At 58.0% G+C, this 20,881-nt stretch carries 25 protein-coding genes, 1 tRNA gene and 1 riboswitch; of the genes, 16 read left to right on the top strand and 10 right to left on the bottom strand.

Features of this window, described 5'->3' with window-relative positions; translation table 11 throughout:
* Window positions 1-36 precede the first annotated feature (36 nt).
* The 4 genes from ACR0E6_RS11750 to ACR0E6_RS11765 form a co-directional block, all read right to left on the bottom strand.
* The gene (locus tag ACR0E6_RS11750; protein WP_170631397.1) at window positions 37-972 is read right to left on the bottom strand and encodes a DMT family transporter; all 936 of its coding nucleotides are present in this window, start codon (window positions 970-972) and stop codon (window positions 37-39) included.
* Window positions 973-1,026: 54 nt separating this feature from the next.
* Window positions 1,027-1,689, bottom strand: coding sequence for an HD domain-containing protein (locus ACR0E6_RS11755; RefSeq protein WP_480583509.1), 663 nt, complete (start codon window positions 1,687-1,689; stop codon window positions 1,027-1,029).
* Window positions 1,673-2,773: a chorismate synthase gene (gene aroC / locus ACR0E6_RS11760; protein WP_480583512.1), complete on the bottom strand. Its 1,101-nt coding sequence runs from the start codon at window positions 2,771-2,773 to the stop codon at window positions 1,673-1,675. Before aroC ends, ACR0E6_RS11755 begins: the two co-directional genes overlap by 17 nt.
* 140 nt (window positions 2,774-2,913) lie before the next feature.
* Entirely contained in the window at window positions 2,914-3,354 is a 441-nt protein-coding gene (locus ACR0E6_RS11765; protein ID WP_480583516.1) for a 6,7-dimethyl-8-ribityllumazine synthase, read from the bottom strand.
* A gap of 70 nt (window positions 3,355-3,424) precedes the next feature.
* Window positions 3,425-3,574, bottom strand: a riboswitch (FMN riboswitch).
* 54 nt (window positions 3,575-3,628) lie between these two features.
* Between ACR0E6_RS11765 and ACR0E6_RS11770 the strand changes: the two genes are divergently transcribed.
* Together ACR0E6_RS11770 and ACR0E6_RS11775 are read left to right on the top strand one after the other, a co-directional pair.
* A complete protein-coding gene (locus ACR0E6_RS11770; RefSeq protein ID WP_480583518.1) occupies window positions 3,629-4,255 on the top strand; it encodes an FMN-binding negative transcriptional regulator in 627 nt (208 codons plus the stop codon).
* A gap of 55 nt (window positions 4,256-4,310) precedes the next feature.
* Window positions 4,311-4,919 carry a glutathione S-transferase gene (locus ACR0E6_RS11775; RefSeq protein WP_480583525.1) on the top strand — a complete coding sequence of 203 codons (609 nt, stop codon included), beginning with the start codon at window positions 4,311-4,313 and terminating at the stop codon, window positions 4,917-4,919.
* Window positions 4,920-4,934: 15 nt separating this feature from the next.
* On the opposite strand, the gene ACR0E6_RS11780 is transcribed toward ACR0E6_RS11775, so the two are convergent.
* Window positions 4,935-5,378 carry a c-type cytochrome gene (locus ACR0E6_RS11780; RefSeq protein ID WP_170623358.1) on the bottom strand — a complete coding sequence of 148 codons (444 nt, stop codon included), beginning with the start codon at window positions 5,376-5,378 and terminating at the stop codon, window positions 4,935-4,937.
* A 462-nt stretch (window positions 5,379-5,840) separates the two neighbouring features.
* Here ACR0E6_RS11780 and petA point away from each other — a divergent pair, with 462 nt between their 5' ends.
* From petA to ACR0E6_RS11795, 3 genes are read left to right on the top strand one after another with little or no spacing between them, the layout of a single operon-like run.
* Window positions 5,841-6,425, top strand: coding sequence for a ubiquinol-cytochrome c reductase iron-sulfur subunit (gene petA, locus ACR0E6_RS11785; RefSeq protein WP_170453475.1), 585 nt, complete (start codon window positions 5,841-5,843; stop codon window positions 6,423-6,425).
* Window positions 6,426-6,439: 14 nt separating this feature from the next.
* Window positions 6,440-7,771 (top strand): cytochrome b, encoded by a 1,332-nt coding sequence (petB, locus tag ACR0E6_RS11790; RefSeq protein WP_170453476.1) that lies wholly within the window; start codon window positions 6,440-6,442, stop codon window positions 7,769-7,771.
* Window positions 7,772-7,788: 17 nt separating this feature from the next.
* Window positions 7,789-8,580: a cytochrome c1 gene (locus ACR0E6_RS11795; protein ID WP_170453477.1), complete on the top strand. Its 792-nt coding sequence runs from the start codon at window positions 7,789-7,791 to the stop codon at window positions 8,578-8,580.
* 139 nt (window positions 8,581-8,719) lie between these two features.
* Here the strand turns inward: ACR0E6_RS11795 and mtaB are convergent, their stop codons facing one another.
* Both mtaB and dapF read right to left on the bottom strand, forming a co-directional pair.
* Window positions 8,720-9,976 (bottom strand): tRNA (N(6)-L-threonylcarbamoyladenosine(37)-C(2))-methylthiotransferase MtaB, encoded by a 1,257-nt coding sequence (mtaB, locus tag ACR0E6_RS11800; protein WP_480583531.1) that lies wholly within the window; start codon window positions 9,974-9,976, stop codon window positions 8,720-8,722.
* Window positions 9,973-10,815 (bottom strand): diaminopimelate epimerase, encoded by an 843-nt coding sequence (dapF, locus tag ACR0E6_RS11805; protein WP_170521106.1) that lies wholly within the window; start codon window positions 10,813-10,815, stop codon window positions 9,973-9,975. The genes mtaB and dapF overlap by 4 nt, the downstream gene beginning before the upstream one ends.
* Before the next feature lie 211 nt (window positions 10,816-11,026).
* On the opposite strand from dapF, the gene ACR0E6_RS11810 reads away from it, so the two are divergent.
* From ACR0E6_RS11810 to ACR0E6_RS11845, 8 genes are all read left to right on the top strand, one after another.
* Window positions 11,027-11,102 (top strand) — tRNA-Lys (locus tag ACR0E6_RS11810).
* Window positions 11,103-11,316: 214 nt separating this feature from the next.
* Window positions 11,317-12,675: a tyrosine-type recombinase/integrase gene (locus ACR0E6_RS11815; protein WP_480583535.1), complete on the top strand. Its 1,359-nt coding sequence runs from the start codon at window positions 11,317-11,319 to the stop codon at window positions 12,673-12,675.
* Window positions 12,672-13,106, top strand: a complete 435-nt coding sequence (locus ACR0E6_RS11820) for a hypothetical protein (RefSeq protein ID WP_170457138.1) — start codon at window positions 12,672-12,674, stop codon at window positions 13,104-13,106. Before ACR0E6_RS11815 ends, ACR0E6_RS11820 begins: the two co-directional genes overlap by 4 nt.
* 130 nt (window positions 13,107-13,236) lie before the next feature.
* Entirely contained in the window at window positions 13,237-13,440 is a 204-nt protein-coding gene (locus ACR0E6_RS11825) for a helix-turn-helix domain-containing protein (protein ID WP_170457140.1), read from the top strand.
* Window positions 13,437-14,054: a hypothetical protein gene (locus tag ACR0E6_RS11830; protein ID WP_480583540.1), complete on the top strand. Its 618-nt coding sequence runs from the start codon at window positions 13,437-13,439 to the stop codon at window positions 14,052-14,054. The genes ACR0E6_RS11825 and ACR0E6_RS11830 overlap by 4 nt, the downstream gene beginning before the upstream one ends.
* The gene (locus ACR0E6_RS11835) at window positions 14,051-14,626 is read left to right on the top strand and encodes a hypothetical protein (RefSeq protein WP_480583543.1); all 576 of its coding nucleotides are present in this window, start codon (window positions 14,051-14,053) and stop codon (window positions 14,624-14,626) included. Before ACR0E6_RS11830 ends, ACR0E6_RS11835 begins: the two co-directional genes overlap by 4 nt.
* 360 nt (window positions 14,627-14,986) lie before the next feature.
* The gene (locus ACR0E6_RS11840; protein ID WP_480583546.1) at window positions 14,987-16,075 is read left to right on the top strand and encodes a bifunctional DNA primase/polymerase; all 1,089 of its coding nucleotides are present in this window, start codon (window positions 14,987-14,989) and stop codon (window positions 16,073-16,075) included.
* Window positions 16,072-16,371, top strand: a complete 300-nt coding sequence (locus tag ACR0E6_RS11845) for a hypothetical protein (protein WP_480583549.1) — start codon at window positions 16,072-16,074, stop codon at window positions 16,369-16,371. The genes ACR0E6_RS11840 and ACR0E6_RS11845 overlap by 4 nt, the downstream gene beginning before the upstream one ends.
* Window positions 16,372-16,753: 382 nt before the next feature.
* On the opposite strand, the gene ACR0E6_RS11850 is transcribed toward ACR0E6_RS11845, so the two are convergent.
* The 3 genes from ACR0E6_RS11850 to ACR0E6_RS11860 all read right to left on the bottom strand — a co-directional run bounded on the left by ACR0E6_RS11850 (window position 16,754) and on the right by ACR0E6_RS11860 (window position 18,632).
* Window positions 16,754-17,290, bottom strand: a complete 537-nt coding sequence (locus ACR0E6_RS11850) for a hypothetical protein (protein WP_480583552.1) — start codon at window positions 17,288-17,290, stop codon at window positions 16,754-16,756.
* On the bottom strand, window positions 17,274-18,044 hold the full coding sequence (locus tag ACR0E6_RS11855; RefSeq protein WP_480583556.1) for a hypothetical protein: 771 nt from the start codon (window positions 18,042-18,044) through the stop codon (window positions 17,274-17,276). Before ACR0E6_RS11855 ends, ACR0E6_RS11850 begins: the two co-directional genes overlap by 17 nt.
* A 72-nt stretch (window positions 18,045-18,116) precedes the next feature.
* Window positions 18,117-18,632, bottom strand: coding sequence for a DUF805 domain-containing protein (locus ACR0E6_RS11860; RefSeq protein ID WP_480583560.1), 516 nt, complete (start codon window positions 18,630-18,632; stop codon window positions 18,117-18,119).
* Window positions 18,633-19,200: 568 nt separating this feature from the next.
* Between ACR0E6_RS11860 and ACR0E6_RS11865 the strand changes: the two genes are divergently transcribed.
* From ACR0E6_RS11865 to ACR0E6_RS11875, 3 genes are all read left to right on the top strand, one after another.
* Complete coding sequence (locus ACR0E6_RS11865) at window positions 19,201-19,500, top strand: hypothetical protein (RefSeq protein WP_170337109.1); 300 nt, start codon at window positions 19,201-19,203, stop codon at window positions 19,498-19,500.
* Between the two features lie 243 nt (window positions 19,501-19,743).
* Window positions 19,744-20,163, top strand: a complete 420-nt coding sequence (locus ACR0E6_RS11870) for a hypothetical protein (protein ID WP_170408625.1) — start codon at window positions 19,744-19,746, stop codon at window positions 20,161-20,163.
* 55 nt (window positions 20,164-20,218) lie between these two features.
* Complete coding sequence (locus ACR0E6_RS11875) at window positions 20,219-20,833, top strand: hypothetical protein (protein WP_170408626.1); 615 nt, start codon at window positions 20,219-20,221, stop codon at window positions 20,831-20,833.
* Window positions 20,834-20,881 lie beyond the last annotated feature (48 nt).

The following is a 20,881-nucleotide window of genomic DNA, read 5'->3' on the forward strand; positions in this document are numbered from 1 at the left end:
CGCGCCCAACCTAGGCGAAGTTTGCGAAAGGTAAAGTCACGCTTTGGGGTCGGTGACGGATCGCGCCTTGCCGCGCTCTAGCCCCAATTGATGCTCGCGCCAGATCACGACGACATTGCCTGCGATCACCAGCGCTGCGCCGATCAGGATGGCGACTGTTGGCAACTCATCGAACCAGACATAGCCGATGAAAATCGCAAACAGCATGGTCGAATAATCGTACGGCGCCAGCATCGAGGCCTGCCCGAACCGATAGGACGAAGTCACCAGAATCTGCGCGACCCCGCCAATCAGCCCCATAATGACCAGTATCAGAGCCTGATTCACCGTGGGCATCGTCCAGCCCCAGAACGCGGTCAGGGCCGACAGCAGCGTGGCGGTCATGGAAAAGTAGAACACGATGGCGGCTGGGTGATCGACTTTGACCAATTGCCGGATATGGATCTGAACAAAGGCGCGGGCGATGGTTGCCCCCAGGACGCAGAGCGCGCCGATGGTTGCCGCCATCTCCATCTGAGTGCTGCCCAGCCGGGGCCAGATCATGATCAGAACCCCCAGCAAGCCCAAAGCGACCGCTCCGATTCGGATCACGCGGATACGCTCGCCCAGCATCAGCGCGGCCAGAATCAGGGTGAAGATCGGGGTGGCATAGCCGATGGCCGTGACCTCGGGCAGGGGCAGAAGGCTGAGGCCGGTAAAGGTCAGCCCCATGGCGCTGGTGCCCAGAACGCCGCGCCAAAAATGGCCCATGGGTTTCTTGACGACAAAACCTTGCGCCAGTTCGCCCCGCCAGATCAGCCAGATGATGATGACCGGAATTGCAAAGAGCGAGCGGAAAAAGACCAGCTCACCCGGCGGGAAATCCTCGGACAGGGCTTTGACCAGTGCCGACATCGAGGTGAACAGCATCAGCGCAGCCAGTTTCAAACCCACGGCAAGCATGGGTCGATGCGATGTTAAGGATTGTGCCATTGGCCGGGACCCTGCGCCTTTGGCGGCGAAAGATCAACGACGGGATTGTACCAATCAGGTGGATTTCCAGTGATCGGGAACGGGGTGGCCGATCTCATCCGCTAAGGCGTCCAGAAATCCAAGCATCTGTGACACCCGTTCCTGCGCAAGCGCCAGCCCGGCCGGGGTCAGCATATCGGCGGGCAGTGTCAGCAGTTTGACTTTCCAGTGGTCGAGCGAGAATTTCAGATCGTCCAGCGCGCGTGCTTCGGCGAAGGGATCATCGGGATCATAAAGGTCGCGGCCCAGCGCCCCTGCAACAACAAAGGTGCGGGCAATGCCAATCGCCCCCAACGCATCCAGCCGGTCTGCGTCGCGCAGGATGCGGGCCTCGGGGGTGCGCGGCGGGATGTTGGCCGAGAAACTGTGGGCCTCAATCGCGTGCTGGGTGGCGCGGATCGACGCGGCATCAAAGCCCAGATCACCCAGAATAGGCTCTGATTCCTGCGCGGACTGACGAGAGGCGAGGTGCCGGTTCGGATCGTTCTTGGGCAGGTTGACCAGATCGTGCAGATAGCAGGCGGCCAGAAGGACCTGCATGTCTGTCTGTTCACCGGCGATGGCCTGCGCATTGCTCCAGACGCGATCCAGATGCGCCAGATCATGCGCCGGATCGGCCTGCATGCGCTGCGCGACGATGCCCCGCAGACGGACGCGCAGATCAGCCGATATGTCCACGATTCTCGCCGATCTGACCGCGATGCAGCAGCAGGTGGTCGAGGATCACGCAGGCCATCATCGCCTCACCCACGGGAACCGCGCGGATACCGACGCAGGGGTCGTGACGGCCTTTGGTGATGATCTCGGTCTCCTCACCGGATTTGGTAATGGTCTTGCGGGTGGTCAGGATCGACGAGGTCGGTTTGACCGCGAACCGCACGACGATGTCCTGCCCGGTCGAGATACCGCCCAGAATGCCGCCCGCGTGGTTCGAGCTGTATTGCGGGCCGTTCTGACCCATGAAGATCTCATCGGCGTTGGCCTCGCCGGTCAGTTCAGCGGCGGCCATGCCTTCACCGATCTCAACGCCCTTGACGGCGTTGATCGACATCATTGCAGCGGCCAGATCAGTGTCTAACTTGGCATAAATCGGTGCACCCAGCCCGGCGGGGACGCCGCGCGCCACAACCTCGACCACCGCGCCGACCGAGTTGCCGGACTTGCGCAAGTCGTCCAGATAGGCGGCCCAGTCCTCGGCCGCTTGGGCGTCGGGCGTCCAGAACGGGTTCTGTTCGATCTGCGACCAGTCGAAATTGGCGCGGTCGATCCTGTGCGGGCCGATCTGGGTCATGTAGCCGGTGATCTGCACATTTGGGGCGATCTGTTTGATGGCTTCGCGCGCCAAGCCACCGGCGGCAACTCGCGACGCGGTTTCGCGGGCCGAGCTGCGCCCGCCACCGCGATAATCGCGGATGCCGTATTTCTGCCAATAGGTGATATCGGCATGGCCCGGACGGAACTTGTCCATGATGTCGCCGTAGTCCTTCGAGCGTTGATCGGTGTTCTCGATCATCAGCTGGACAGGGGTGCCGGTGGTCTGGCCTTCGAACACGCCGGACAGGATCTTGACCTGATCGGGCTCGCGCCGTTGGGTGGTGAATTTGTTCTGCCCCGGTTTACGCTTGTCCAGCCAGTGCTGGATCATGCCCTCATCGATTGTGACGCCCGGCGGGCAGCCATCAACGGTCGCGCCCAAAGCGGGGCCGTGGCTTTCACCCCAGGTGGTGACGCGGAAGAGGTGTCCAAAGCTGTTCATCGACATGGGGCGTGCTCCTTTGAGCGAAGTGATTAGCCTTGTGGGCCTTTGGTCTCAAGCGGATTTGCGTCTGGAGGTCGGGGAGGGGGCTCTGCCCCCGTCGCGCAAGCGCGACTCCCCCGAGGTATTTTTGAACAGAAGAAGGATCAGGCGGCTTTTGCGATGGTCGCGCGCGTCGCGGTTATCTTGAGCGCGGCTTGTGCGGCTTCGCGGCCTTTTTCGACGAAATGCGCGCGGTAGATGGCGTTGTGGTGGTCGGTTTCCTGATATTGGTGCGGGGTGAGTGAGACCGACAGGATCGGGACGCCGGTATCCAGGCCTGCGCGCATCAGGCCGTCCACCACGGCTTGTGCCACGAAATCATGCCGGTAGATGCCGCCATCGACGACAAAGGCGGCGCAGGCGATTGCGGCGTATTGGCCGGTTTGGGCCAGATCGCGCGCCAGCAGGGGCATTTCAAACGCGCCGGGGGCGTCGTAGACGTCGACCTGTTCGGCGGGGATGAGCCCAACGAAGCCGTCAAGCGCGCGGTCGACGATATCGGAATGCCAGTTGGCCTTGATGAAAGCATAGCGGGTGTGTGTCATTTGGACCTCCTTAAGTAGACAGACACGTCACCCAAGGCGATCACGAGCAGACGCGCCGAGGGGGCACGCTGCACGTTCTCTTTCATCCGGACTTTAACCGTCGGCTCTGGCCTCTCACCAGATCTGCTGACACCCCGGATGATCCGAAGCCGCTCGCGGGCTTACGGGTCATTGCCCGCATACCGCCGGTGGGGAATTTCACCCCGCCCTGAGAACGAGACGGACCTTGCATGGATCGGGCCCCTTCTGCAAGAGATTTGGCAGGAGGACCGCTATGCACCCGAACCCCGCCTTCCGCGCCGAGGACCGCGCGCGTCATATTGCGTTTGCCCGTGACAGGGCCTTTGGCGTGTTGGCAATCTCGACCGATGGCGCGCCGATTATAAGCCATGTTCCGTTTTTGCTGTCCGCAGACGGGGCGGTGGCTGAGCTGCATCTTGTCCGCTCGAACCCGATTGTGCGGGTGTTGAAGCAGCCTGTGACGGCGCGAATCGCGGTATCGGGGCCGGATGGGTATGTGTCGCCGGATTGGTACGGGATCGCGGATCAGGTGCCGACCTGGAATTATGTGGCCGCCCATCTGACCGGCGTTCTTGAGATGCGCCCGCCGCAGGAATTGCGCGATCTGTTGGACCGGCAGTCGGCGTTCTACGAAGATCGGCTGCGTCCGAAGCCGCCGTGGCGTACCGACAAGATGACCGATGAGGCGCTGGATCGCATGATGCGGATGATTGTGCCCTGTCGGATGCGGATCGATGACATTCAGGGTACCTGGAAGCTGAACCAGAACAAACCCGATGATGTGCGGATGCAGGCGTCTGACCATGTCGCGTCGGGGATTGGGTCCGAGTTGCAGGCGCTGCAGACGCTGATGCGCGGGGCCAAGCCGTCAGACGACTGACCGCTTTTGTTTTTTCGCCCTTGTTGTAAGGTCGGCGCAATCAGGGAGCGTGCGAATGAAACTCTATCACAGTCTGACCTCGCCTTATGTGCGCAAAGTCATGGTGCTGCTGCACGAAACGGATCAGCTGGAGGATGTCGAGCTTGAGACGGTGGCCAGTACGCCGATTTCACCGGCGGCATTTTTGATCAGCAAGGCCCCCCTGACCAAGGTTCCGGCGTTGGAACGTCCGGATGGGCCAACCCTGTTCGACAGTCGGGTGATCTGCGCGTTTCTGGATGCCCGCGCCGGAGGGCGGCTTTATCCCGATGGCGCGGGTCGCTGGGATGTACTGACGCTTGAGGCGCTGGCAGATGGTATTCTGGATGCGGCCCTGTTGATGACCTACGAAGACCGGTTGCGCCCCGAAGACAAGCAATGGGACGACTGGACCGAGTCGCAATGGGTCAAGATCGACCGGGCCTGTGCCGCCCTGAACCAGCGCTGGATGGCGCATCTGTCCGGCCCGCTGGATATGGGGCAGGTGGCTGTCGGCTGTGCGCTGGGTTATCTTGACCTACGCCACGATGCACGCGGCTGGCGCAAGGGCAATGATGCGCTTGCGGCCTGGTTTGCCGAGTTTGGCGAGCGGCCCAGTATGGTCGCCACCCGCCCGCAAGGCTGAGGGCGCCCCGCGCCCCTAGTCGCTGAAGGTCGCCAGATAGGCGGCGATGTCTTCGGCCCCTTTCCTGAGCTTGACGCTCATGTTGGGGCGGGCGGTATCGTCCTGCAGAAACTCCTGAATGAAACCGATCGGGTCCTTTGAATAGACCGCGATGTTTTCCTCGGTCCAGACAAGCCCCTGTTCCCCCGCCCGGATCATATCGTCGGTGAACATGCCGATGGGCAGGCGCTCGCTGCCATTCAGATAATCGGTCTCGGACCCGGCGACGCGGCCCACGACGCCATAGAGATTCGGTCCGGTAATGCCGCCTTTCTCCAGAACCTCGCCATCTTTGATGATCGCGTGGCACGAAGAACAGCGGTTATAAAGCTGCTTGCCTTTGGCGGGATCGCCAGCGGCGGCGGTTTGGGTGGACAGTGCAATCGTTAACAGAACGGCGGCCAAGGGGGTTTTTGACATCGGGGTCTCCTGATCGGCGTTCGCGCAGACCGGGATGTCCGGCATTCAGGCACAGGATTCAACAGCAAAAAGACCGCTATCCCACTGAACAAATGGTCTATTTCAGAGGTGTCATTTGTCGCGGAACAATGCGGCTCTGCCGTCGCGGATATTGCATGACATGGCATCAATCTTCTGCCGGAAGATGTGCCCCGAATCCGCTTGGGTCAGGCATAGCGGGGATGTGTCCCTGACCATCGAATCAAACCCCGCCGATTCGGGATGATCGGAAAAGATGTGGGCTTGAATCACCAAAAATACCCGATGCATTGTGACAAATAGCACAGATGCGGCGTATTGCGCGTTTATGACCGCTGGACGAACGCTATTTGCGTCGATAGACAGCGCGGTTAAGACACCGCATTCGTGCGGTGCGCGAGCTATTTGCCCGTCCGCGGGCGCCAGAAAACCGGAGATAACCTCGTGTCCCACGCAGAAGACCACGAAGGCACCCGCAGAGATTTCCTCTATTACGTCGCTGGCGGCGCAGGAGTCGTTGCGACAGGTGCAGCCGTATGGCCCCTGATCAACCAGATGAACCCGTCGGCGGATGTGCAGGCCCTTTCCTCGATCCGTACAGATGTCAGCGGGGTTGAGCCGGGCACACAGTTGACCGTGAAATGGCTGGGTAAACCCGTGTTCATCCGCCACCGCACCGGTGCCGAGATTGCCGAAGCGCAGCAACAGGATGAGGAAGCGGTTGGCAACCTGCCCGACCCGCTGGCCCGGAACTTCAACCTGAACGCAGATGCGCCCGCAACCGATGCCAACCGCGTGCTGCCCTCGCCCGAAGGCGAAGCAGCGGGTGCCTGGATCGTCCAGATGGGCGTTTGCACCCACCTGGGCTGTGTTCCGCTGGGCGACGCCGGTGATTTCGGCGGATGGTTCTGCCCCTGCCACGGCTCGCACTACGATCTGGCTGGCCGGATCCGCAAAGGCCCCGCGCCTGAGAACCTGCCGATTCCGCCCGTTGAATGGGTGGACGCATCAACCCTCAAACTCGGCTAAGGGAGACCCAACTTATGTCCGGAATTCCCCACGATCATTACGAGCCGAAGTCAAACGGCGAAAAGTGGCTGCACAGCCGCCTGCCCATCGTCGGCCTTTTGTATGACACCCTGATGATTCCCACCCCCAAGAACCTGAACTGGTGGTGGATCTGGGGCATCGTTCTGGCGTTCTGCCTGGCGCTGCAAATCGTCACCGGCATCATCCTGGTGATGCACTACACCCCGCATGTCGATCTGGCCTTTGCCAGTGTCGAGCACATCATGCGTAACGTGAATGGCGGCTACTTCATCCGCTACCTGCACATGAACGGCGCGTCGCTGTTCTTTGTTGCGGTCTATATTCACATGTTCCGCGGCCTGTTCTACGGCTCGTACAAAGCCCCGCGTGAGATCACGTGGATCATCGGGATGCTGATCTATCTGATGATGATGGGCACCGCCTTCATGGGCTATGTTCTGCCCTGGGGTCAGATGTCCTTCTGGGGTGCGACCGTGATTACAGGCCTGTTTGGCGCCATCCCGTTTGTGGGTGATGCGCTGCAGACCTGGCTGCTGGGCGGACCGGCGGTGGATAACGCCACGCTGAACCGCTTCTTCTCGCTGCACTATCTGCTGCCGTTCATCATCGCGGCACTGGTCATCGTGCATATCTGGGCGTTCCACACCACGGGCAACAACAACCCCACAGGTGTTGAAGTGCGTCGTGGTTCGAAAGCCGAGGCCGACAAGGACACGCTGCCCTTCTGGCCTTACTTCGTGATCAAGGACCTGTTCGCGCTGGCGGTTATTCTGGTCGTGTTCTGGGCCATTGTCGGCTTTATGCCGAACTACCTGGGCCACCCGGATAACTACATTGAAGCCAACCCGCTGGTTACACCTGCGCATATCGTGCCCGAATGGTACTTCCTGCCGTTCTACGCGATCCTGCGGGCCTTCACCGGCGAGGTCTGGGTTGTGCAATTCGCCAGCTTCATCACCGGCGGCATCGTCGACGCCAAGTTCTTTGGTGTGGTCGCGATGTTCGGTGCGATCCTGGCGATGGCTCTGGCACCCTGGCTGGACACCTCGACCGTGCGTTCGGGCAAATACCGTCCGATGTTCAAATGGTGGTTCTACCTGCTGATCATCGACTTCTTTGCCCTGATGTGGCTGGGTGCGATGCCCGCGGAAGAGCCCTATGCAACCTTCTCGCTGATCGCATCGGCCTACTGGTTTGCTTATTTCTTCGTGATCCTGCCAATCCTTGGGGTGATCGAGAAGCCGCTGCCGCAGCCCGAGACCATCGAAGAAGACTTCAACGCGCATTATGGCAAGGCTGACGCCGAAGCCACGCCGGCCGAGTAAGAAGAGGGACCGGAAACATGTTCAAGAAACTTGCAATCGGCGCCGCGTTTGCCCTCGCTCTGACCCCTGCTGCATCCTTTGCGGCAGGTGGCGGCGAGCAGCATATCGAGGATTTCGACTTCTCGTTCGAGGGTCCGTTCGGAACCTGGGATCAGAACCAGCTGCAGCGCGGCCTTCAGGTCTACACCGAGGTTTGCGCAGCCTGTCACGGGCTGAGATATGTGCCCCTGCGCGATCTGGAAGCGCTGGGTTATTCGGAAGAGCAGGTCATCACCTACGCGGCCGACAATTTCGAGGTCTTCGACCCCGAGCTGGACGATTTCCGCCCGGCGATCCCGACCGACCATTTCCCGGTCAATGACGCGGTTGGCGCACCCGACCTGAGCCTGATGGCCAAGGCGCGTGCGGGTTTCCACGGTCCTTACGGTCTGGGCATCAACCAGCTGGTCAAAGGCATGGGTGGCGCGGAATACATCGCCTCGCTGCTGGATGGCTATACCGGTGAAGAGAAGGAAGAAGCAGGCACCATCCTGTACGAAAACAAGGCCTTCCCCGGCGGCTGGATTTCGATGGCCCCGCCGATTTCGGAAGATCAGGTTGAGTTTGCCGACGGCCACCCGGCCACTGTCGAAGCCATGTCCGAGGACGTTGCCGCCTTCCTGATGTGGGCCGCCGAGCCCAAGATGATGGACCGCAAGAACGCCGGTTTTGTCGGTGTGATCTTCCTGACCGTTCTGTCGGTGCTGCTGTACCTGGTGAACAAGCGTCTGTGGGCGCCGCACAAGGGTAAGCTTCGCAACGAGGACTGATCCTTTTCGGAATACTGAAACTAGAACCCCCGCGCCCTAAGGTTGCGGGGGTTTCTTTTTGAGGTCGCCAGAAGGGGCCAGCCCCTCTTGGCCTGCGGCCAATTCACCCCGAGGTATTTTTGAACAGAAGAAGGGAGGATCAGGCCGTGAGTTGGCCCGAGGTCTGCCCGGTGATTGTTGCCGTCACGATCTGGCCTTCGGGCTGAGGCGCGTTGAAGGCGACCTCGGTGAATTGTTCAGTGCGGCCCATATGGGGGTTTTCCATCAGGATGTGATGGGTTTTGCCGATCTGGGTTGCGAGGTGTTTCGCAACCTGCGCATCGCCTGCGGCGCGCAGGCGGGCGGCGCGGTCCTTGATGATGTTGCCGTTGATCTGCTGCGGAATGCGGGCTGCCGGGGTGCCTTCGCGTTTGGAATAGGGGAAGACGTGCAGCCAGGTCAGATCGCAATCGGTGACCAGTTTCAGCGAGTTCTCGAAATGCGCCTCTGACTCGGTCGGGAAGCCAGCGATGATGTCTGCGCCAAAGGTCATCTGCGGGCGCAGCTTGCGGGCCTCTTCGGTAAAGCGGATGGCGTCGTCGCGCAGGTGGCGGCGTTTCATGCGCTTCAGGATCAGATCGTCGCCATGTTGCAGCGACAGATGCAGATGCGGCATCAGGCGCGGCTCGGTCGCGATGGCCTGCATCAGGTTTTCGTCCACCTCGATGGAATCGATCGAACTGATCCGCAAGCGGGGCAGGTCTGGCACCAGCTTGAGGATGCGCATCACCAGATCGCCCAGCCTGGGCTGCGCCGGCAGGTCGGCCCCCCACGAGGTGAGGTCTACGCCTGTCAGGACGACCTCATTATAGCCTTTGTCCACCAGCCGCTTGATCTGATCGACAACCACGCCCGCAGGGACACTGCGCGAGTTTCCGCGGCCATAGGGGATAATGCAGAAGGTGCAGCGATGGTCGCATCCGTTCTGGACCTGCACATAAGCGCGGGATCGGGTTCCGAAACCGTCGATCAGGTGGCCAGCGGTTTCAGTGACCGACATGATGTCATCGACCTGCACTGTTTCGGTTTCGCCAATGAAATCGGCCGCCATACCCTTCCAGGTATCGGGCCGCATTTTCTCGGTATTGCCGATGACTGCGTCGACCTCTTCCATTTGGGCAAAGGTCTCAGGCTCGGTCTGTGCCGCACAACCGGTGACGATCAGGCGGGCGGCTGGGTTTTCCCGGCGCAGCTTGCGAATCTCTTGCCGCGCCTTGCGCACGGCCTCGGCCGTCACGGCACAGGTGTTCACGACCACCGCATCGGTCAGCCCCGCCTGTTGCGACAGCTCTTTCATCGCCTCGGTCTCATAGGCGTTCAGGCGACAGCCCAGAGTGGTGAATTTCGGGGCGCTCATCCCAGCGACCTTATGAATTCGGGGGTCAGGGTGCCCGAGAATACATGGGCCGTTGGTCCGGTCATCCAGACGCCATCGTCGCGCCAGTCGATCCAGATGGTGCCGCCGTCCAACTCGATCTGCACCTTGCGCCCGGTCAGGCCCCGCCGAGCAGCCGCAACCGCTGTGGCGCAAGAGGACGAGCCAGAGGCCAGCGTGATGCCCACGCCGCGTTCCCAGACGCGCATACGGATATGATCCGGCCCGATCACCTGAGCAACCTGAACATTGGTGCGTTCGGGGTAGAGAGGGTGGTGTTCGTAGCGCGACCCGAACTCGGTCAAGGGAATCGCTTCGGCGTCATCCACGAAAAACGTGCAGTGCGGGTTGCCCATGCCGGTCGCCGTTGGTGCGCCTTCTATGGGCAGTTCCAGAGTGTCCATCTCTTCCGCCAGCGGGACGTCGTGCCACTCCAGCTGAGGTTGCCCCATATTGACCGAGGTCAGGCCGGTCCCGGCCTCTTTGGCCAACAATGTGCCCCGTTCGGTCGTCAGCGTCAGATCGGACTTCCCGCTTTCCTCCATCAGGTACCGGGCGATACAGCGGGTGGCGTTCCCACAAGCGGCCGAGGTCGATCCGTCCGCGTTGTAAAATACCAGATGTGCGTCGGCTGGGCCGGTTTCGATCACGGCCAACTGGTCGAATCCGACGCCAAACTGACGGTGCCCGATTCCCCTGGCCAATTCCGCGCTGATCGGAACGGCATGCGCGCGCGCATCCACAATGACAAAGTCATTGCCCAGCCCGTGCATCTTCATAAAGGGCAAACCGGTATCGCTTATCTGTTGCATGGCGGGCATATAACGTTGCTCTGAACATGAATCCACCCTGTCGCGCAGATTCCTGAAAAAAGGGGTTGACCCCCCCGCGCCACCTGCCTAATTAGGCCGCCTATCGGGTCGCGGGAAACACTGATTTAACCGGCGAAACGAGGCGCAAAATAAGGGCTTGAACCCGGTCGGGTAATTGCCTTACAGAGCGCCACGGATCGTCAAGATCCAACGAAAGAGTGGGCCGTTAGCTCAGTTGGTAGAGCAACTGACTTTTAATCAGTGGGTCGCAGGTTCGAATCCTGCACGGCTCACCACTCCAAATACCAAGAAAACAAAGCCATAGTCCCCAAAAAATAGGGGCCAGTGGGCGTGTTATCACGCCATGCGAAAGTGCGTGTTTGTGCAGGTTTCGGCACAACAATGCAGGTAAATCTGGAAAAAACCTGGAAAAAAGTTTAGGTCCGAGGGGGGATCAGACGCCGAAACGGCTGCCTACACATCGCCAACCTCTCTTAAGGAGTCCAGGCAATGCCCGCAAAACACCTATCGGCGCGCGAACTCGCCTCAATCCATATCCAAGCGGCGCTTGACACGGGCGTTCGCGGCGAACTGCAGGAGGTTCTGAAAAAGGCCTCAGCTCTGGCCGCAGGTGAGCGCGTGACTGATGTGTCAGATTTGGAGTACCGGCAGTTGGCCATTGGCGGCAAACTCGTCGACAAGGACCGTCCTGGTCTTTTGATGCGTCACGGAAAACGAACAGGCAAAGTTTGGATCTACCGCTACGAGCACCCCGACACCAAGAAGCAGATCGAACTGCAGTTCGGACGCTACCCGGCAATGAGCACTGCTGATGCCCGGGAAATATGGCGAGACCTTCGCGCCCAGCGTCTCGAGGGGAATGTACCTACCGCCGACAGTTCCGGCTCTCCTAGCAGTTTGAGTATGGGTGATCTGATCAAACGCTACATTGCCGAATATGCCCGCGTCACCAAAGCCGCATCATCGTCCAAGGAGGACGAGCGGCTCTTAGGAAAGTTCATTGTACCGTACTACGCAGACTTGCCCGCAATCGAGTTTGACCATCACGCTGCCAAGGCTGTCTTGTCCAACATCGTCAATTCGGGTGCGCTTCGCGAAGCAGAGAAAGTACGGTCGGTGTTGTCGACCTTGTTCAATGTTGCCAGCGGGCGTACGCGCAAGATCTCAACGCTAGACGGCACGTGGCTACCACCCGATCATCCCAACCCAGTAGGCGCCGTAACACTACCTAAACGCAATCCGCGCCAACACATTCCTGGGACCCGCGAGCTCCGCAACTACGTTCGCGGCCTCCATCAATTGGGTCAGCATGGGGAAATCCTTCGCATCCAATTGGAGACCTTTGCTCGAATCGGGGAGGTTACATCAATGGCTTGGGATGAGATCGACCTGGATGCCGGCACTTGGACATTGCCTGGCGCTCGATCGAAGAACGGAAAGGCGCATGTTGTGATGCTCGCCCAGCAGACCGTTGAGTGCCTTCGCGCCAAACGGGACGCGTCTACCTCGGATCTGGTCTTTCCATCGGCTCAAGACATCAACCGCGCTACAGACAAGCATTTGGTGATCCGGACGCTCGCTCGGAAACGCGAGGTCCTGGGCATCTCAGAAGAATTCACCTCCCATGCTACCCGCAGAGCTGCGCTGACTTGGGTTGCTGAGAATGGTGGGGGACGTGATATACACGACCGCTTGTCAAACCACACACCGCCCTCAGACGGTGCTGATCACATCTACGTTTCCGCGGAATACAACGACGCTGCGCGTCGGTTTACACAAGCATGGGTCGACCATCTGACCGGTTTGGAGGCCGACAACGTGGCGCCGATCGGCGAGGTGCGAGCATGAGGCAGGTGTACGAGCTCAACGGGGTGTTCCTTCAATTCAAAGATGACGGTTCTTGCGACATAGTCGAAGCAGATGATACAGATGCGCTTCCTTTCGACTTTAGCGACCAACGATTAACGAGGGTTGCGCTGGAAACGCTCGCAGGATTTGCAAGCAAGCATGTCGATGTAGTTGAAATGTATCACTTGTACCGACGAGATGCACAACGCAATGCGGGTCAGAGCAAGAGTGTACAGTCGACGAAAGCAAAGCGTGAAGCGACTGGGAAGAAAGCGCAGGCGATCTTTAACCAAGCAATTCTTGAAACGTTCGGCGATGTCGACGAGGCGGTAAAGATTTCCGTAGGGAGACTGGCGGATGTGGCCGACAAAGATCCGATGATTCGAGCTTGGTCTGAAGCAAATTTCAGAAAGAATGTCAGGCTCTCTTAGTGCTATTCCAGAACGAACGGTACCATTCGTCCTGACGAACGGTGCCATTTGCCCTTTCCCGTTGCGAGTAGATCACCTTCCAGCATCACTGCTCCTAAACCCGCACTAACGCGGGTCGAAAGGAGCATCCATGACCATTACTGCACGCGAGCCGGATCTGCGGATAAAGGAAGCAGCGGCAGAGATTGCCGTGTCGCCGCGGACCATCTGGGACTTAATCCGAGAGGGCGAATTGCGGTCCTACAGGGTCGGTCCGCGCGGAAGGCGCGTCACTCGTGAGAGTCTCAATGCGTTTCGGGAACGTCGCATGGTTCACCCCGGAGACGCGGCATGAGCAAGGTGTTTTCATACCGTTGGCGGCGCGACGGCGGTGATGTCGGGAGTTGCTTCTGCTTTGTGCCAACGGGGATGTGTAAGACATCCTACTTTCTGGTGCGCTTCGGCGAGACGGCTGACGCCGGCGTTGTATTGACGGGCTTCACGCCCTGTCCCTACCTCAAACACTTCCAGGTGCGGCACATCGTTCAATGGGGAAAGAAAGGTGCATTTGAGGAGCGGATTTGGCCTTCCTTTAATCGCAGCCGAGAGGCTTGCGAGAAATATGGAAGGCTAACGTTTAAACTCCCAAAAGTGTCGTTATCAGCCTCTACACTCTCGATGACTGAGCGCACGTTAATAACCCTGCGCCTGAAACTAACGGGCGTTTCATACGAGAGACGTTTAGCCAACCTAGTCTTTGGCCAGCTGCATCTGCCCAACCTTTCTCAGCGGGAACGTCGCTGCTTCGACTGCAGCTATTTCGTTAGCCGCAAGTCGTGCGACACGGCGATAAGCCAATGCGACAAGCCGCGTAACGTGGACTACCACGGGACAAAATGTGCGCGGAAAGTCGATTATGACGGCAAACGCGCCACCGACTACAGCCTCTATGAAGGGGGCGAAAAATGACAATTCACAACTCGACTTTCGACCGCCGCGAGAGCGACTATTACCCGACTCTCGATGCACCGTTCGTCATGCCACTCCTTCTCGATCTGATCGAATTGGAGAACGTCTGGGAACCCAGTAGCGGGCGCGGCCATCTCGCCAAAGAATTGAAGAAAAGGGGCAAGCTCCTCCATGCCTCTGATCTTTACAATCACCCTGACAAGCTTTGTTCGATCTCGGTTGGCGTTGATTTCTTGAAGCAGGATGCCGGGCCGCCTGGATTCAGGGATATCGTCATGAACCCGCCGTATTCAGAAGCTGATGCGCACATTGGCCATGGCTTAGATTTCCTGCCGGAGGGGGGATACCTCGTGGCCCTTCTGCGATCTGACTGGAGCCACGCTCGCTGTCGCCAGAGCCTCGTGACGGACGAGCGGTTCTTCATGGAGCTCAAGCTGACGTGGCGGCTCCGGTGGATCGAGAATACGACAGTAAGTGGGAAGCACAATCATAGCCTCTTTGTTTGGCGCAATTGCGAGCCGGCGGACCCGACTATAGCTTTCGGTTACAAGCCCGAAAGGGTGGCGGCATGAATAAAGGTCGCTTCCTACAAAGCTCGCCTTACGAGGTAGACGAGGGACAATTCATCGGTCGCGATCCGCGCGAGATATCTTGTGATGCTTGGGACGGCATCCCATACCTGGTCGGTATGAAGGCAATCCGAGCCAAGTGCCTCGATTGCTGCAACGACAGCGCTGCTGAAGTTCGAAAATGCATATGCACGACCTGCCCGCTTTGGCCGCTACGCATGGGGTCCGTTCCTAAGGGCTTCCGCATCCACGGAGAGCAAAAAAATCCGCATCATGAGACCTCTGCAGCCGCAACTCGCTCTTCCATGGGGAAGACCACCAGGGCCGTAGGAAAGGGGTTGAAAAGCAGCTCAGGAGGCTCCGATGAATGATCGCCTTTCTCGCCGCTCTCCCGGGAAGATCGCCGGGAACCTCCAGATGCCTGCAACGTCGGATGGAGGGCGAATGAAAAACGAAGCTTCGGCCAGTAGTTTTCCTGAAGCCCTGAGGCTTATCCGCAGAAAGGTGCCGGTCTTTCCCTGTGTAAATGCCCCCGGAAACGAAAGACACAAACGACCGGCGACAGCGAATGGCTTTAAGGATGCCACAACAGACGAGCGGCGCGTAGACGGTTGGTGGGGCGCGAACCCGAATGCTCTGATCGGTGTACCGACAGGCAGCAGGCTCGGAGCGACCGTCGTCGATGTCGATCTCGGCAAGCAGTACAGCGACGACCCCAAGGTCCGCGAAGAGGGATTGGCGGCGCAGTCGTGGTGGGACGAAAACAAAGACGACTACAAGACCGCGACCATTGTCAAAACCCAGTCCGGCGGGTTGCATGTCTTCTGTCAGTACAAAGGCGAGCGCAACACGCAAGGCGGCATCCATCGCGGCGTCGACAGGCGGGGAGAAGGCGGCTACGTCATCTGGTGGGCTGCCCACGGGTGCGCTGTTTTACAGCAACACCCCCGCGCGGAATGGCCCGTCGCACCCGGCAACGCCAATGGGTCGGGTGAACTCGGTTTGATGCGCCACGGCATGGATTACGCAACGATGAGGCTCAGGACCCCTAAGGATGGTGAAAGCGCTGCGGAGCAGATGGGGGACGTGCTGATCAACCTGCTTATCGATCCAGACGAATACCACAGAAACTTGCAGCGCATGGCCTTTATTCTGGCCAATTGGTTCGGCCAGCCGATGCCGAAGATCCACGCGTTTTTGGAAGGCGTCACCAAAGCCGCGGCGCGTACCGGCAGGATTGATATGAACCAGTACAGGAAGCATATGGCCCGAGTCGCACGCATTGGCGAGTGGTACGCCGCGAAGGCCAGGGAGGAACGGAAACATCAGACCCGCGCGATCATCCGCGGATTCCAGGATGGAACCGTGTTCAACGTCATTATGAGCTCGAATGTGTCTGATCTCGACGAACTAGATGCGCTAATAAAAAAACGCCGGGAGGAAATTCAGTGACCGGTCGCTTCACAATGCACGAATCGCAGCGGCTCGAGCTGAATGAAGCAAGTACAACCGATGAAATTCGCGCGGAGTTGCGGCGTCTCGTGAGCCTCTCTCCGCTTCAGCCCCAGCGTGGCATAGAAATGATTGCTCGCTCCACTGGCGTGGGTAAGCGCGTCCTTCATCAGGAACTGAAGGAGGTGGTGCGCGAAGAGACCGGAGCGCAGGATTCAGCGCACCTGGTCGCAAATGTCGTTCTGAGGGATGACTTCGCCAACGGCAAGCACATCATGCGGCTATCGGAATGTTGACGGAAGCAACGGACTTCTACTCAGTTGCGCAAGAATTTGTCTGTCGGAGGAGCGCAATCGAGCCCTATCCCCGTAACGGATTGTCACTTGCAGGCTTTGCTTCAAGTGAGGCTCAGCGGTGTTGACCCACCCCCTGGCACCCCTTCAGCCAGTCTCTTACATGCTTGTGAGGCGCCCGCATCATCTGGGGCATCTTTTCAAAGATTGCCCACACTAAGAAGGCTTGCATGCCATTCCCTAAGAACCCTCGAATTGCGATCTCCTCAGCAGATACCGTTTCCGCCTACAGCGGAGATTGTTTGAAGACAGAATTGCGTCCGGTGTGCATAGAATCGCGCGGAATGGAAAGTTCGTGAGTTCTCATGCACACACCGAAGCAAGTCTACTCCCAATCGCCAGCAGACGAACGCCAAGTGTTGGCTTCGCCATCCCAAACACTGGCCGTGACGCAAGGCGTTGGGTTTATTCCGTCGCAATTGGATCCATGAATATCCGCAATAACAACGCGTTGACGACCAAAATCAACAACCGTCCAGCCCTGGTTGAGCAAGGATTGAACCTCCTCTTCAATCAAGAAGTGCGACATGCATCCGCCAGTTCCGCAGTAAAGAGATGCGGCGCTCGAACACGCAAAACCAGACTCATTCAAAACCCAGTCGCGTTGTAGATCTCCGTCGAGATCGACCCTTTCAACCGCACCCCAATCTAATTCAAACTGACCGTCGTTGAACTCCGCGCATGCCTGCGCCGCCAGATCAACCTTTGCTCGCAAACCGGTTGGAAGTTGCGAAACGTCAGCCGCGACAACTGGTGAGGTCCAAACCAGGCCCGAACCAAGCAGGATCGCAGATACCAAACGTTTCAAGTAGCTTGCCAATTGGGAAGCCGGTTGGAAGGTGGCTTCAGTTGCATTGTTCATACCTGTAGTCCCCGTATTCCAGCCAGTTTGCCGCGCCTTCGTTAAAAATCAGAAATTCGGACCTGTCTTCCCCAAGCAGGGCGACAACAAATCCCGCCGGCGGCTCAGAGTTTCCGAAGTAACTGTAGGCCGTCATGGCTCTGATCGAATCGCCGTTAACCGCTACTCGCGCGTCCCACTCCCCCTCTGGATTGTCCAAAATTACGGGTTCGATCACGCGTTTCACCGCTCCGCCACCACAATAGACGATGCCTTCGGGCGCTTCGTAGGAGGTCTCTTGGCTAACTTCTGAATCGCACGCAGAACGAAGGGACCGAATTGCTGCGCTGGAACCTTTCAAGTCAAAAATTCCGTAGCTGACATCTTGATCAATCATCGACAGATTAACCGATGCATTGGCCGCAAGCTGGTCCAGAACAAAACCATAGTCCGGCTGACTATTGAAACTGACCTCGACGGGATAGTTGTCGACGATCTGCACGGCAGCGTTTTCTGCGCCAACCTGAAATGCGCCAACTTCGGTGGTGCCGTTCTTCAAAAATCGAATGGAAAGCCCCTGCTTATCCACAATGTCCTGGCTGTCCTCGTATCCAGCCGGAGCAAAGCGGATACGGTTGCACTGAAGCTCCAGTGTCATGCTTTCAGTCTGAATAAATGCATTGGGATTAGGCCCGGAACTGAACGACCACTCCGCCGATGCAGTGGTCACCATTGCCATCATCAACGCTCCAATGGAAATCGTTTTGAAACTCATTTCTATCTCCATGGTGTTGCGGTTCGGACTTTCATTCAGCAGGAATTCCGGCTTGTTGCCTGGACAACCAGGTCAGGAAACAGGCTCGCCGTATTCGTTTGCGCCTTCTTCCGAAGGGCGCGTCAACCACCAGATCATCAGAATGGACAGAACCAATTGAAGAATTGAGACAACAACAATACCGGTCACGCCCAGGACTGCCGCAGGTCCTCGCAATGCGTCAGGGTTCTCGGTCCCTTGCTCCAACACCGAGAAGAACGCCACCCCACCCAGCATAACAAAAAGCGTTGTAATGCTGAGCGCCATCGGCAGCAGCAAATACCAGCCAGGTCGTCCTGTATCATGCAGCCTCCGCCAACCGGCGGCCAGCATCGGTATGAGAACAGCCAGTTGGAAAACAGAGGACATGACGCGAGATCCCTGCCCAGTTTCTGGGTTGGTCCCGAATATGATCGTATCCAGCACAGCTAAAGCAGCACTCACGAGAACCACGAACAAGAAGAACCACCAGTATTCTGAGCGTAAAGCCCGACCGGAGAACTGGAAGTATTTCGAGAAACACGTTTTAACTGCTTCACCAAATCCCATATTTCACTCCTTTCTTACTTTCTGTGCGGTCTCAAACGCTTTGCCGCTCAGGAGAACGCACTCGCCCCTAAGGATGCTCCCTCTTACCTTTTTGTTTGAAAGCAGAAGCCTATCGCAAGAGAGCGTAAATAATTTTACGCGCGGAAAATATATTGATTTATCAAAAATTAGATTCAAACATGCGAATTCGACACAACTTTATTTTACCTCCGTTGTTGTCGTTGCTGCTCGCTGTGCCGAGCCCTTCCGACTGCTGGAGTGAGTGCTGGCGGTCGGAAGGCACTTTACAATGATTGAGCGCTGGGAGGACGCGATGCTTAGACTTAACGTACTCGCCCTCTGTCCAGAGTTTGCTCTAGCATTTGCTAGTGACGTCATTCGGCCTTCACACGTTATTGTCGGCCCCGATAGTCAACGAAATATCTTCCCGCCGACCAAGCCCCCCGCGGCAAGTTTTGGGAATGGTAGTCACAGGATCAAGGTATTTTCAATTGGCTGCACAGACGCGGGAGCTTCAAACAAGCGCATCCAATTTCACTAATTTCAAGGGAACCAGAGGGAGAAGAAAATGTCTAACAAGATGGTGATGATTGCAGGCGCGACATGTTTCGCACTGCTTGCGGCCTGCGACGATACGAGTACATCAAGCGCGTCCGCCGAGCTCACGCCGGCTCAGCAGGCGTGTTTGCGAGATGTAGCTAACACGACGAACAATTCGCAAGTCGTGGTGCTCTCATCCGCGTTTAGCGAGGCGGGAACACAGGTCACAGTCGGCGTTGGCGAGGATCGTGCTCCTTGGAATTGCATTGCTTACAGTGATGGCGCGACAGCTGGTATCGAGTTCCTGGGCGACGAAGGCGCATTGTGACCTGTCTGCTGCGTAGCTGAAAACGGCTGCGCAGCACTGGCTTGATCTGCTGAGGCTCGACTTGGTTTGTAGAACCACCATCATCGTATTCGCGGTCATGTACCTGTTGGCGTTGGTTGCATTCTTGACGGGCACATTTGGCTGGTTGGGACAGGAACGAGACCCTTTGTCCGGAGTGTTCCTGCTGCCGTTGGGACTACCTTGGATACTTGTGGCGGACTTATTTTCGGATTCCGCCAAGCCGTGGTTCGCGGCGATTGCTCCGGCGCTCAACCTGTTAGCGCTGGTTTTGATTTGCAGATGGGCACGCAGATTGCGCCAGTAGTGGTGGCTGAACTCTTTCTCACCAAAAGGGAGGAAAACATGGGAAAAGTAATCTTGGGAATTGTGATCGGGCTCGTCCTCGGCGTGGTTGGGGCGATGACCTTGGGTGGCGGGGCCGCGGTGGGTGTCGGCGTTGCGACAGGCTTGTCCGCCGGTGTCTGCACCACATTGAAAGGAGCACAAGCTGAGAACCTTATCACCGCCGAGCAAGCGGATCAGATCCTCAACCGCGTAAATTCCGAAATGGCGTCACTGCAAGGAATTGAAACGACGGACGAGATCGTCGGCAGCGCGCAGGCATGCGATGAATTTCTGTCAAAGTTACGAGACGCGAAGTGAGGTTCCGCTTTGTACGGAACAAAACTCTAAGGATCAGCCAGCAAGGGACCATCTGATGAAATTCGCTGTACTCAAATTCCTCGCACCGATGTTCGCAATCGCAGGCACGGCTTCTTTTGCAATGTCTGAAGCAGACGACGCGTGTATCGATCATTTGCGACAGGTTGGAGGACCAGACGGTCAATCAGGTACGATTGAAAGCTCAGAGTTCTCAGAAGCGGGCACGCTCGTCATGCTACGAGACGCAGGCGGAACACTTTGGCGCTGCATCGCGTACAAGGATGGTAGCATCGGCGAGATGTCGGTTGTCGAAGCGATGGATGATGGCGGTGGAGCCATGGCAGGCGCCGCCGGGTCTACTGGTAGCCAACGTGTCAAATTCGATGCTGGTTCCACCGGCGCCGAACTCGTTGGTGAACTCGCGCCCGGAGCGTCACAGCAATATGTTCTCGGGGCAAAAAACGAACAGTTTCTTTACGTCCGCGTTGCTCCGCGAAATGGCTCCTTAGACTACGTTATTCGTAACCCCGATGGTTCTGAACTGTTGGGATTAATGTCGGCGGACAAGGAGTATCGAGGGCAGCTTTGGCAATCTGGTGATCATGTTGTGGAGGTTATCAATCGCAGCAACTCTTCCGTCGGCTACAACGTAATTTTCGGAATTGAATAGGTGATCGACGAGAAGCCCTTGAACACGTTCCCAAAACAGCCAGGAAAA

This window comes from Ruegeria sp. AP12 (assembly GCF_056540025.1).